Origin of the sequence: Streptantibioticus cattleyicolor NRRL 8057 = DSM 46488, assembly GCF_000240165.1 — a bacterium.
Classification (GTDB): Bacteria; Actinomycetota; Actinomycetes; order Streptomycetales; family Streptomycetaceae; genus Streptantibioticus; species Streptantibioticus cattleyicolor.
This window is the reverse complement of record NC_017586.1, coordinates 2,829,707-2,841,544: the sequence shown is the minus strand read 5'-3', so window position 1 is coordinate 2,841,544 and position 11,838 is coordinate 2,829,707. Positions and strand designations below refer to the sequence as shown.

Below are 11,838 nucleotides of genomic sequence, written 5' to 3'. Positions count from 1 at the left end.
ACCCCGACGCGACGACAGGAGAGCCGGATGATCCGTCACATCGTCCTCTTCAAGTTCAAGCCCGGTTACGGGTGGGGCCACCCCGATGTCGAGGCCGCCGAACGGATCTCGGTGCGGGTCGGGGCCGAGGTCCCCGAACTGGTCGAGTGGCAGGTCGGCCGCAACGTCTCGGACCGCCCCATCGCCTACGACTACGCGGTGATCGGCCTGGTGGCGGACGAGGCGGCGCTGGAGCGCTACCTGGTGCACCCCTTCCACCAGCAGGCCATCGACAAGTGGCGGCTGATCAGCGACTGGGTGGTGGCGGACCTGCTGGAGGAGCCGGCCGGGACCGCCCCGCGGACGGCGACGCCCTCCACCGCGTCCGCGTAGCCCGCACACACCAAGAGGTACGGATGTATACGATCTATCACCCGGAACTGGACGCACTCGTCCGGCGCCTGCGCGACGACCACGAGACCTTCCTGGCCGGCAAGTGGGACGCCGCCCGGCTCGCCCGCCACCAGACCGACCTGGTGCGCGCCACCGTGGCCTACGTCAAGGAGCACTCCGCCTTCTACCGGGGCCACCTGGCCGGCGTCGACCCCGAGCGGATCACCGCGCTCGACGAGGCCACCATGGCCGCCATCCCGTTCACCACCAAGGACGACCTGCGCGCCGCCCAGCAGGACATGCTCAGCCGACCGCTCGCCGACGCCTGGATCTTCTACGAGACCACCGGCACCACCGGCCGCTCCACCCCGTGCCCGCGGGACAACACCGACTCGCTGCACAACAACGCGGCGCTGACCCACTACTACGAGTCGGTCTTCCGGCGCTACGGCGACGGCCAGGTGATCGGCGTGGCCGGCCCCACCGACCTGCACGCCTTCTCCGACACCTTCGGCGACGTCTGCCGCAACCTGGGCCTGTCGGTGGCGAAGATGTGGCCGCACTCGCCGACGGTCGGCTTCGACCGGGCGCTGAACGTGATGCGGTCCTTCCCCATCACCGGGCTGTTCTGCACCCCGGGGATGGCGATGACGCTGGCCAAGCGGGTGTTCGCGGCCGGTCTCGACCCGCGCCGGGACTTCGCCGTCGACGTCGTCATGACCACCGGCGAGCTGGCCTCCCCGAGCATGCTCGCCAACCTCGGCGAGATCTGGGGCGCCGACGCCTACAACGCGCTCTACGCCTCCCAGGAGGCGTCGGTGAAGTCCGCGGTGGCCGGCGACGGCCGGATGTACACCGTGCCGCTGATCGCCTTCAACGAGGTGATCGACCCGGTCACCGGCGCCTGGGTGGCCCCGGACGCCTCGGGGGTGCGCGAGGGCGAGCTGGTGGTGACCCACCTCTACCAGGGCTCCAAGCCGCTGATCCGCTACCGCACCGGCGACCTGGTGCGGCTGACCGACCCCGGCCCGGACGCCGCGGTGCCCGCCCCCGCCCTGGAGGCGCTGGGCCGGGTCCGTGACCGGCTGGACATCAACGGCCGCCCGATCACCGGCTACGACCTGGAGAACCTGCTGCTGCGCCACATCCGCGGCTACCTCGACTACCAGATCGTCCTCGACCACGCCGACGGCGCCGACCGTGTCACCCTCAATCTCCAACTCACCGAGGACGCACCGGCGTTGGACACCATGGCGGACGCCTTCCGGGCCGCCGTCGCCGACTGCCGCGACGTCCTCGGCGCCGACCTCGGCTTCACCGCCACCGAGCTGGGCGCCATCACCACCACCGGCGCCATGGTCAGCTGGAAGGCCGCCCGCCTGGTGGACCGGCGCGGCACCGGCGACGACGCGTCGGCCCCCGACGCCGAGCAGCAGGCCGCCGCCGCCATCGCCGCGGGACGGTCCCGATGACGGCCACCACCGGCGAGCACGCCGCCACCCCGACCCCGCAGCGCCGCCCCGGCGTCCTCGGCTGGGCCTACCACCAGGGCGAGTACCTGCCGGCGACCGAGGCCCGGCTGCCGCTGACCACCCAGGCCCTCCAGTACGGCACCGGTGTCTTCGAAGGCATCCGCGGCTACGCCGCCGCCGACGGCGACCAGGTGCTGCTCTTCCGGGCGCACGACCACTTCGCCCGGCTGCTGCGCTCCTGCGCGCTGCTGCGCATCGACCCCGGCGCCACCGTCGACGAACTCGTCGGCGTCAGCGCCGAGTTGCTGCGCCGCAACGCCGTCGTCGCCGACACCTACCTGCGCCCGCTCGCCTACAAGCTGGCGCTGCTGCCCGGCTCGCCGCCCGGGGTCTCGCTCAGCGGGGTCTCCGACGCGCTGTCGGTCACCGCCTTCGCGCTGGGCGCCTACACCTCGCCGCGCGGCATCCGCTGCGCGGTCAGCTCCTGGACCCGGCCGCGCGGCTCGTCGGTGCCGGTACGGGCCAAGACCACCGGCGGCTACGTCAACAACGCGCTGGCGATGGACGAGGCGCGGGCGGCCGGCTACGACGACGCGGTGCTGCTGGACGAACGCGGCAAGGTCGCCGAGGCCACCACCGCCAACGTCCTCGTGGTCAAGGGCGACCGGCTGCTGACCCCGCCCGCCTCGGCGGACATCCTGCCGGGCATCACCCGTGACACCGTGCTCACCCTCGCCGCCGACCTCGGGCTGGACACCGCCGAGTGCGAGCTGGGCCCGGCCGACCTGTACCAGGCGGACGAGGTGCTGCTCACCGGGACCGGCGTCGGGATCACCCCGGTCACCGAGGTCTCCGGCCGGCCGGTCGCCGACGGGGTCCCCGGGCCGGTCACCACCCGGCTCACCGACACCTACGCCCAGATCGTGCGCGGCGCGGGCGATCCCCGTTACGCGCACTGGCTGACCGCCGTCCGGATAGACCGAGGGCAGAGCTGAGATGCCGACCACCACCTCCGAGTACCCCGCCGTCACCACCCAGGCCGGCCCCGACTGGCTCACCCGGGACCTCCTCACCCGCCATCCGGCCCGGCGGATCGGCACGCTCGGGCCGAAGGGGACCAGCAGCGAGGAGGCCGCCCGGTACCTGTGGGCGCGGCTGCCGGAAGGCGGCCCGCACCGCGAACCGCTGATCACCCTCTACGACAGCTACGAGGCGGCCGGTGAGGCGCTGCGCACCGGCCAGGTGAGCCATGTCGTGGTCGCCAACGCCTACTCGGCGGTCAACGAGTTCTACATGGACACCCGGATCTCGCTGGCGGCTGCCTTCATCATGGAGACCCCCGAGTACGGGATCGCCAAGCTGCCCGGCAGCCAGGTGCCGGCCGAGCCGACGGTGGCCAGCCACCCGGCGCCGGTGCCGCTCGTCGCCCAGTTGCTGCCCGCCCCCTACCGGCCGCGCCAGGTCGATCTGGTGCCCTCCACCAGCGCCGCCGCGATGGCCGCCCGCGAGCTGCGGGCCGACCTGGCGCTGACCACCGCGCCGGCCGCCGGCCGGCACGGCCTGGAGTTCATCTCCCGCACCCGCACCATCGTGATGGTCTGGTCGGTCTTCGTCCCCGCCGACGACGCCGTGGTCCGTCACCCCGAGCACGAGGAAGCAGGGACATGCTGATCCTGGACCGGGAGGCCGTCACCAAGGCGCTCCCGATGAGCGAGGCCGTGCCCGTCCTGGCGGGCGCGATGCGCCGGTACAGCGCGGGCCTGGTCACCCAGCCGCTGCGGTCGGTGCTGCGGCCGGCCACCGACCCCTCGATGCTGGGGGTGATGCCGGCCCACATGGCCGCCGAGGACGGCGACCCGGCGTACGGCTTCGGCGTCAAGGCGGTGCTGTTCAACCCCGGCAACCCGGCCCGCGGGCTGCCCGCCACGGTCGGCGCGGTGCTGCTGCTGGACCCGGAGACCGGGGTGCCGGCCGCGCTGCTGGACGCCGCCGTGCTCACCGCGGTGCGCACCGCCGCCGTCTCCGCCGTCGCCACCGACGCGCTCGCCCGCCCCGACGCCGGCGACCTGGCGATCCTGGGCTCCGGCGCGCAGGCCCGCGCGCACCTGGAGGCGATGGCCGAGGTCCGCCCGGTGCGCCGGGTACGGGTGTGGAGCCGTACCGCGGCCAACGCCGAGGCGTTCGCGGTCTGGGCGCGGCAACTGCTGCCCGGTGTCGAGGTGGAGGCCGCGGCCACCGTGTCGGCGGCGCTGGCCGGGGCCGACCTGGTGTGCACCACGACCGCCTCGCACGAGCCGCTGGTGGAGGCGGCCGACCTGGCCCCGGGTGCCCACGTCAACGCGGTCGGCGCCTCGGTGGCCGACGCGCGGGAGCTGACCTCGGCGGCGGTGGCCCGGTGCGCGATCTACGTCGACAGCAAGGAGTCGGCCGCCAACGAGGCCGGCGACCTGCGGGCCCCGCTGGCCGAAGGGCTCATCGACGCCGGCCGGATCCGCGGCGAACTCGGCGAGGTGCTGCTGGGCCGGGCCGAGGGGCGCCGGGACGAGCGGGAGATCACCTTGTACAAGTCGCTCGGCCTGGCGGTGCAGGACGTGGCCGCCGGCTTCGCCGCGCTGCGCGGCGCCACCGAGCGCGGCCTCGGCACCGACGTGCCGTTCCCCGGCTGACCGTCCGCCCCGATCCGCGTACGCACCGGCCGCCGTCCGGCCGGTGCGGTAAATCCCTGGAGTTTTCGCCATGCCCGCCTATGTCATCGCCAACATCACCACGCTCTCCGAGAACCCGGATCTCGCCGAGTACCGCCGGCGCGCGCAGGCCACGATGGACCCGTTCGAGGGCCGTTTCGTGATCCGCGGCGGAAAGGTCGACGTACGGGAGGGCGGCTGGCACCCGGTCCACCTTTCCGTGCTGGAGTTCCCCACCGGAAAGCACGCCCGGGACTGGCTGGAATCCCCCGGTTACCGGGAAATCCTCCCGCTGCGCGCCTCGGTGGAAACCGAGCTGGTGATCGTGGAGAACCCCTGAACACCGCCCGCTAATCAAGTGATAGGCCGCTGATAAGGCACCGCCCTAGCGTTCGGTACGTCATCCGAAATGGCGTGGCAGAACGCAGGCGTCCGGCGTGTTCCGGGCGCCCGTCACATGGAAGGCAATGGTCGTCGTGGTGGAACGGGCAACCGGCCGGGAGTTCTGGCAGCGTGCGCTCGCCGGAGGTGGACTGGGCCCGCTGCCGAGGTGGTCGGCGGCCGAGCCGGTGACCGCCGGTGCCGTCGGACGGCCGGACCCGGGCGCGCGGGAGACGGCCCGGTACCGGGCCGAGGTGCCGCGGCCGGTCGTCGACGGCCTGCTGCGGCTCGGCGCCGAACTCGACCTGCCGCAGCCGGTGTTGCTGCTGGCCGCCTGGGTCAAGGTGCTCGCGGTGCTCACCGGCGACCCCGCCGTGGTCACCGCCCACGCCGACCGGCGCGACGGCGGCTGTCCGGTGCCCTGCCCGGTGGTGGCCGCCGACGGCACCTGGCGGGCGCTGCTGGAGGCCACCGCGACCCGGCTGGCCGAGGCGTCCGCGGCCGGCCTGGACGAGCTGGACGAGGTCTGCCGGGCCGCCGGCCGCGCCACCCCGTACGACACCGTGCTCGTCGCCGACGGCGAACCGGACGCCCGTGACCTGGCCGGGGACGTCGTCCTCGCGCTGGGCACCGCCGTCGCCGACGGGCGCACCGAACTGGTGCTGTGCCACCGCCCCGACGCGCTCGACGCCGGGCAGACCGGCCGCATCGCCGGCTACCTGCTGAACGCCCTCCAGGCGCTGGCCGCCACCCCGCACGCCGACCACCACGACTGGTCCCCGGTCTCCGCCGAGGAGACCGCCTACCAGCTGCACGGCCTGGCCGGACGCCAACGCCCGCTGCCAAAGGCCCGGTTCCACCAGCTCTTCGAGGAGCAGACACGGCTGCGCCCCGACGAGGTCGCTGCCGTCCACCGCGGCGCCACTCTGACGTACCGTCAGCTCAACGAGCGGGCCAACCGCATCGCCCACCAGCTTCGCTCCGGCGGACTGCGTGACGAGGACGTCGTCGCCGTGGTCACCGAACGCGACCTCGACTGGCTCGCCGCGGTCGTCGCCGTCTTCAAGGCGGGCGGGGTCTACCTGCCGGTCGAGCCGCACTTCCCGGCCGACCGCGTCGCCGACATGCTCGGCCGCAGCGGGTGCCGCCGGGTGCTGACCACCCGCGGCGCCTGCCCGGCGCTGGACGACGCGCTGGCCGGGCTGCCCGGGGTGCGCCCGGAACACCTCGACGAACTCCTCGCCGCCGACGCCCCGGTGACCGACCCGGGCCTCCCCGTCGCCCCCGGGCAGGGCGCCTACATCTACTTCACCTCCGGCTCCACCGGCCGCCCCAAGGGCGCCATGTGCGAGCACGCGGGGTTCCTCAACCACCTCTTCGCCAAGATCGACGACCTGGGGATCACCGAGGGCACGGTGGTGGCGCAGACCGCCCCGCAGTGCTTCGACATCTCGCTGTGGCAGCTGGTCGCCGCGCTGGTGACCGGCGGGCGCACGGTGATCGTGGAGCAGGAGGCCGTCCTCGACGCGGCCCGCTTCATCGCCCTGCTCGCCGCCGAACGGGTCGAGGTGGCCCAGGTGGTCCCCTCCTACCTCGACGTCGTCCTGGCCGAACTGGAGCGCACCCGGCGCGAGTTGCCGCACCTGCGCTGCGTCTCGGCGACCGGCGAGGCGCTCAAGAAGGAACTGGTCGAGCGGTGGTTCGCCGCCTTCCCCGACGGCGCGCTGGCCAACGCCTACGGGCTCACCGAGACCTGTGACGACACCAACCACGAGGTGATGCGCGCCGTCCCGGAACAGCCCTCGGTGCCGCTCGGCCGCCCGGTGTCCAACGTGCGCGTCTACGTGGTCGACGAACGGCTGCGGATGGTGCCGCTCGGCTCTCCCGGCGAGATCGTGATGTCCGGCGTCTGCGTCGGCCGCGGCTACGTCAACGACCCCGAGCGCACCGACGCCGCCTTCCTCGCCGACCCCTACCTGCCCGGTGAACGCCTCTACCGCTCCGGCGACTTCGGCCGCTGGCTGCCCGACGGCCGCCTGGAGTACCTGGGCCGCCGGGACGCCCAGGTTAAGATCCACGGCTTCCGGATCGAGATCGGCGAGGTGGAGAACCGGCTGCTGCGGGTGGCCGGGGTACGCGACAGCGCGGTGGTGGTCACCGGCGACGACGACGGCAAGCAGCTCGAGGGGTTCTACTGCGGCCCGGCCGAGGTCCCCGAGGAGACCCTCCGCGCCGAACTGTCCGCCGCCCTCCCCTCGTACATGGTGCCCAGCCGCTTCCACCACCTGCCGGCGCTGCCGCTGACCGCCAACGGCAAGACCGACCGCAAGGCGCTGACCCGGCTGGCCTCCGAGGCCGCAGACGGCGAACGGGCCGCCGACGCCCCCGCCACGGCGACCGAACGCCACCTGGCCGCCCTGTGGTCCGAGGTGCTCAAGGTGCCGGTGGACCGCATCGGCCGCGCCGCCCGCTTCGGCGACCTGGGCGGCACCTCACTGACCCTGCTGCGGCTGGCGGTACGGCTGGACGGCCGGGCCACCCCCGCGGAACTGCGCGGCACCGCCGACCTGGCGGACCTCGCGGCACTGCTCGACCGCAAGGCACTGACGGAGGCAGCGGTATGACCCTCACCCACCACGAGCCCGTCCCGGCCGCCACCGGGGACCCGCGGCTGCCGGTGCTCCAGGTGGACGGCGGCACGCTGCCGGCCGCCCGGATCCGGGAACTCCTCGACTCCGCCGGCGCCGTCCTGGTGCGCGGCCTCGGCCTCGCCTCCCCCGCCGACCTGGCCCGCGCCGCCCGCGACCTCGGGGTCACCCCGATGCCCGAGCGCGAGGGGTTCACCTCCCGCGACGACCTCGGCGACGGCGTTCACTCCGCCTCGCACTGGCCGGCCGACGAGCCGATGTGCATGCACCACGAGCGCTCCTACGCCGCCGAGGTGCCCGGCATCGCCATGTTCGGCTGCCTGACGGCACCGGCGAGCGGCGGCGCCACCGCCATCAGCGACGCGGCGGCCGTCCTCGCGGCGCTCCCGGCCGAGCTGGTCGAACGCTTCGAGACCCACGGCTGGCTGCTGGCCCGCAGCTACCGGGACGTCGGCGTCACCCTGACCGAGGCGTTCGGCACCGAGGACCGCGCGGCGGTCTCCGCCTACTGCGACGCCCAGGCCATCACCCACGAGTGGCTGCCGGACGGCGCCCTGCACACCCGCCAGCTCCGCGCGGCCGTGGTACGCCACCCCAGGACCGGCGCCCGCCTGTGGTTCAACCAGGCCGCCTTCCTCAACGAACGCACCCTCGACCCGGTCGTCCGCGAATACCTGCTCTCCCTGTACGGCCCCGGATCGCTGCCGTTCAGCACCTACCACGGCGACGGCGAACCCATCGACGAGCAGGCGATCGGCGTGATCAACGAGGTCTACACCGCGCACACCGTGCGCGAACCCTGGCGCGCCGGCGACCTGCTGGTCCTGGACAACCTGCGCACCGCCCACAGCCGCGAGGCGTACCAGGGCGAGCGCGAGGTGGTGGCGCTCTTCGGCGACCGGGTCCGCCTCGACGGCCACGTGCCGCCCGGCACCCCGCCGCGCCCCGCGCTCTGACCCGGTCCGCGCACCCGTTACCCCTACCCGTCCCACGGAGCCCCGCCATGCCCCAGCAGCACCAGCCGCCCGCGTTCGCGGTGATCCCCGGCGCCCAGGTGCACCGGATCCTCGACGGCCGCCACAAGGAGGTCGTCGACCTGATCGAGACCGCCTACCGGCTGCACGGTGACGGGGAAACGGTCAACCCGCCCTCGTACTTCCTGCGCTTCCCCGACCGGCCCACCGCCCGGATCATCGCGCTGCCCGCCTCGGTCGGCGGCGAGATCCGCACCGACGGGCTCAAGTGGATCTCCAGCTTCCCGGAGAACGTCGAGGCCGGCATCCCGCGGGCGTCCGCCGTGCTCATCCTCAACGACCACGACACCGGCTACCCGCTGGCCTGCCTGGAGTCCTCCATCATCAGCGCGGCCCGCACCGCCGCCTCCGCCGCGCTGGCCGCCGCCAAGCTCAGCGAGGGCCGGCCGCGCCCGACCCGGATCGGCTTCTTCGGCACCGGCCTGATCGCCCGCTACATCCACACCTACCTGGCCGGCACCGGCTGGTCGTTCGACCAGGTCGGCGTCCACGACCTGTCGGCCGAGCACGCCACCGGCTTCACCGAGTACCTGCGCGGCGCTGGCGAGCCGGGCCCGGTCACCGTCCACGAACACGCCGAGGACCTGATCCGCTCCAGCGACCTGGTCGTCTTCGCCACCGTGGCCGGCACCCCGCACGTCACCGACCCCGCCTGGTTCGACCACAACCCGCTGGTGCTCCACGTCTCGCTGCGCGACCTCGCCCCCGAGGTGGTGCTCGCCGCCACCAACGTGGTGGACGACGTCGACCACTGCCTGAAGGCCAACACCTCGCTCCACCTGGCCGAACAGCTCACCGGCAACCGCGACTTCGTGCACGGCACCCTGCACGACGTGCTCACCGCGCGGCTCACCCCGCCCACCGACCGCCCGCTGATCTTCTCCCCGTTCGGCCTCGGCGTCCTCGACCTCGCCCTCGGCCGGCACATCTACGACACCGTGCGCGCCGAAGGGGAACTCGCCGTCGTCGACGACTTCTTCCACGACCTGCGCCGCTACGGCTGACCACTGACGCATTCGCCAACGTCCCCAAGGGCGGGAGGTTTCGTGCCGATCATCTCGGCTCCCCAGGAATTCAACGCGGAAGACCTGTACGTCGACCTGAACGCGGTGATCGGCAGCCCGCTCCACCTCAAGTGCGAGGGGTTCAACTTCACCGGCTCGGTCAAGCTCAAGGCCGCGGTGGAGATGGTGGAGGCCGCCGAACGCGACGGGCTGCTCGGCCCGGACTCGGTTCTGGTGGAGTCCTCGTCCGGAAACCTCGGGGTGGCCCTCAGCGTCATCGCGGCGAGCAAGGGCTACCGCTTCGTCTGCGTCACCGACTCGCGCTGCAACCTCGCCTCCAAGCGGCTGATGGAGGCGCTGGGCGCCACCGTCTACACGGTGACCGAGCCCGCCGCCGACGGCGGTTTCCTCGGCGCCCGGCTGGCCCACGTGCGCCGGCTGTGCGAGGAGGACAAGCGGTACGTGTGGCTCAACCAGTACGCCAACCCCGGCAACTGGCGCGCCCACTACCGCTGGACGGCCCGCGCCGTGGACCGCTCCTTCCCCGCCCTGGACGTGCTCTTCGTGGGCGCCGGCACCACCGGCACCCTGATGGGCTGCGCCCGCTGGTTCAAGGAACACCGGCCCACCGTGCGCATCGTGGCCGTGGACAGCGTCGGCTCGGTCACCTTCGGCCACCCGCCGGCCCCCCGGATGATCCCGGGCCTGGGCACCGGGGTGCGCCCGCAACTGCTCGACGAGAGCTTCGTCGACGACGTGCTGCTCGTCCCGGAGACCGACACCGTGCGCATGTGCCACCGGCTGGCCGCCCGCGGCTTCCTGTTCGGCGGCTCCACCGGAACGGTCGTCAGCGGCGCCACCGCGTGGCTCGCCGAACACGGCACCCCGGAGACGACCGCCGTGGCCATCGCCCCCGACCTGGGCGAGCGCTATCTCGACACCGTCTACCACGCCACGTGGGTGCAGGGCGTCTACGGCGCCGACGCGCTCGCCACGGCATCCCTGACCTGAGCAGAGAAAGGCACAACCGATGACCAACCCGTTCGAGGACGCCGACGGCCGGTACCTGGCGCTCGTCAACGACGAGGGCCAGTACTCGCTGTGGCCGGTGACCATCGAGGTGCCGGCCGGCTGGACCGTCGCCCACCCCGAGGCCGGCCGCGCCGAGGTACTCGACTTCATCGCCGCCAACTGGACCGACATGCGCCCCAAGAGCCTGGCCGCCGCCATGGACGGTGCCGCATGACGGCCGTACTCGACACCGCCGCGCCGGCCGGCGTCTTCACGCTGTCCGCCACGGACGCCGGGGCCACCGAGGACGTCGCCCGCGCGCTGTGCGCGGCGCCCGGCGGCCCGGTGGACGACCCCTCCTGGGTGGCCGCCGCCCGGGCCGGCTGGTCCGCGCTGCCGGTCGCGCTGCGCCGCGCGCTCCACGACTTCCGGCGCGACTCCGGCACCGGCGGGGTGCTGCTGGTGCGCGGCCTGCCGGTGGACGAGGAGACGCTGCCGCCCACCCCGAACGCCCGCGGCTCGGTGCAGCGCACCGCCTCGGTGCCGGCCGCCGTCCTCACCATGATCGCCTGCGGTCTCGGCGACCCGGCCGCCTTCCGCCCCGAGAAGTCCGGCGCCCTGGTGCAGGACGTGGTGCCGGTACCGGGCCAGGAGACCTTCCAGGGCAACGCCGGCTCGGTGCTGCTGACCTGGCACAACGAGAACGCGTTCCACCCGCACCGGCCCGACTTCGTGATGCTGCTGTGCCTGCGCGCCGACCACGACGGCATCGCCGGACTGCGCACCGCGGGCATCCGGGACGCGCTGCCGCTGCTGTCCGAGGAGACCCGGCGGGCGCTTGCCGCCGCCGAGTTCGTCACCGCGCCGCCGCCCTCGTTCGGCGACGCCGGCGGCGACCCCACCCCGCACCCGGTGATCTCCGGCGACCCGGACGACCCGGACCTGCGGGTGGACCTGTCGGCCACCAGGCCGCTCACCGACCGGGCGCGGGCGGCGCTCGGCGAACTCTCCGAGGTCTTCGAGGAGATCGCCCGCACCGCCGTGCTCGCCCCCGGCGACCTGGCCATCGTCGACAACCGGGTCACCACCCACGGCCGCACCGCCTTCCGCCCCCGCTACGACGGCAAGGACCGCTGGCTCCAGCGCACCTTCGTCCTCACCGACCTGCGCCGCAGCCGCGTCCTGCGGGCGGACGACGGCTACGTCCTCGACTGATCCGACCCCTGGAGTGA

12 protein-coding genes are annotated in these 11,838 nt (G+C 73.7%); all 12 read left to right on the top strand.

Annotated features, from left to right (window positions below; genetic code table 11):
* Positions 1-27 precede the first annotated feature (27 nt).
* The 12 genes from SCATT_RS12620 to SCATT_RS12565 all read left to right on the top strand — a co-directional run bounded on the left by SCATT_RS12620 (position 28) and on the right by SCATT_RS12565 (position 11,821).
* Positions 28-372 (top strand): Dabb family protein, encoded by a 345-nt coding sequence (locus SCATT_RS12620; RefSeq protein ID WP_014143437.1) that lies wholly within the window; start codon positions 28-30, stop codon positions 370-372.
* 23 nt (positions 373-395) lie between these two features.
* Positions 396-1,844: a phenylacetate--CoA ligase family protein gene (locus SCATT_RS12615; protein WP_014143436.1), complete on the top strand. Its 1,449-nt coding sequence runs from the start codon at positions 396-398 to the stop codon at positions 1,842-1,844.
* Entirely contained in the window at positions 1,841-2,839 is a 999-nt protein-coding gene (locus SCATT_RS12610) for a branched-chain amino acid transaminase (RefSeq protein ID WP_014143435.1), read from the top strand. The genes SCATT_RS12615 and SCATT_RS12610 overlap by 4 nt, the downstream gene beginning before the upstream one ends.
* Position 2,840: 1 nt before the next feature.
* The gene (locus tag SCATT_RS12605; RefSeq protein WP_014143434.1) at positions 2,841-3,515 is read left to right on the top strand and encodes a hypothetical protein; all 675 of its coding nucleotides are present in this window, start codon (positions 2,841-2,843) and stop codon (positions 3,513-3,515) included.
* On the top strand, positions 3,509-4,510 hold the full coding sequence (locus tag SCATT_RS12600) for an ornithine cyclodeaminase family protein (protein ID WP_014143433.1): 1,002 nt from the start codon (positions 3,509-3,511) through the stop codon (positions 4,508-4,510). Before SCATT_RS12605 ends, SCATT_RS12600 begins: the two co-directional genes overlap by 7 nt.
* A gap of 70 nt (positions 4,511-4,580) precedes the next feature.
* Positions 4,581-4,868 (top strand): DUF1330 domain-containing protein, encoded by a 288-nt coding sequence (locus tag SCATT_RS12595; RefSeq protein WP_014143432.1) that lies wholly within the window; start codon positions 4,581-4,583, stop codon positions 4,866-4,868.
* 139 nt (positions 4,869-5,007) lie between these two features.
* Complete coding sequence (locus SCATT_RS12590) at positions 5,008-7,533, top strand: amino acid adenylation domain-containing protein (RefSeq protein ID WP_231905075.1); 2,526 nt, start codon at positions 5,008-5,010, stop codon at positions 7,531-7,533.
* Positions 7,530-8,513, top strand: a complete 984-nt coding sequence (locus SCATT_RS12585; RefSeq protein WP_014143430.1) for a TauD/TfdA family dioxygenase — start codon at positions 7,530-7,532, stop codon at positions 8,511-8,513. Before SCATT_RS12590 ends, SCATT_RS12585 begins: the two co-directional genes overlap by 4 nt.
* A 47-nt stretch (positions 8,514-8,560) precedes the next feature.
* Entirely contained in the window at positions 8,561-9,595 is a 1,035-nt protein-coding gene (gene sbnB / locus SCATT_RS12580) for a 2,3-diaminopropionate biosynthesis protein SbnB (protein WP_014143429.1), read from the top strand.
* Positions 9,596-9,637: 42 nt separating this feature from the next.
* Positions 9,638-10,606, top strand: a complete 969-nt coding sequence (gene sbnA / locus SCATT_RS12575; RefSeq protein WP_014143428.1) for a 2,3-diaminopropionate biosynthesis protein SbnA — start codon at positions 9,638-9,640, stop codon at positions 10,604-10,606.
* A 19-nt stretch (positions 10,607-10,625) separates the two neighbouring features.
* The gene (locus SCATT_RS12570) at positions 10,626-10,841 is read left to right on the top strand and encodes an MbtH family protein (protein WP_014143427.1); all 216 of its coding nucleotides are present in this window, start codon (positions 10,626-10,628) and stop codon (positions 10,839-10,841) included.
* Positions 10,838-11,821 (top strand): clavaminate synthase family protein, encoded by a 984-nt coding sequence (locus tag SCATT_RS12565; RefSeq protein WP_014143426.1) that lies wholly within the window; start codon positions 10,838-10,840, stop codon positions 11,819-11,821. Before SCATT_RS12570 ends, SCATT_RS12565 begins: the two co-directional genes overlap by 4 nt.
* The last annotated feature ends 17 nt before the right edge of the window (positions 11,822-11,838 follow it).

Excerpts from the sequence above, each read along its gene's own strand:
- SCATT_RS12620 (WP_014143437.1), top strand. The coding sequence starts at position 28 with ATGATCCGTCACATCGTCCTCTTCAAGTTCAAGCCCGGTTACGGGTGG.
- SCATT_RS12615 (WP_014143436.1), top strand. The coding sequence starts at position 396 with ATGTATACGATCTATCACCCGGAACTGGACGCACTCGTCCGGCGCCTG.
- SCATT_RS12610 (WP_014143435.1), top strand. The coding sequence starts at position 1,841 with ATGACGGCCACCACCGGCGAGCACGCCGCCACCCCGACCCCGCAGCGC.
- SCATT_RS12605 (WP_014143434.1), top strand. The coding sequence starts at position 2,841 with ATGCCGACCACCACCTCCGAGTACCCCGCCGTCACCACCCAGGCCGGC.
- SCATT_RS12600 (WP_014143433.1), top strand. The coding sequence starts at position 3,509 with ATGCTGATCCTGGACCGGGAGGCCGTCACCAAGGCGCTCCCGATGAGC.
- SCATT_RS12595 (WP_014143432.1), top strand. The coding sequence starts at position 4,581 with ATGCCCGCCTATGTCATCGCCAACATCACCACGCTCTCCGAGAACCCG.
- SCATT_RS12585 (WP_014143430.1), top strand. The coding sequence starts at position 7,530 with ATGACCCTCACCCACCACGAGCCCGTCCCGGCCGCCACCGGGGACCCG.
- sbnB (WP_014143429.1), top strand. The coding sequence starts at position 8,561 with ATGCCCCAGCAGCACCAGCCGCCCGCGTTCGCGGTGATCCCCGGCGCC.
- SCATT_RS12570 (WP_014143427.1), top strand. The coding sequence starts at position 10,626 with ATGACCAACCCGTTCGAGGACGCCGACGGCCGGTACCTGGCGCTCGTC.
- SCATT_RS12565 (WP_014143426.1), top strand. The coding sequence starts at position 10,838 with ATGACGGCCGTACTCGACACCGCCGCGCCGGCCGGCGTCTTCACGCTG.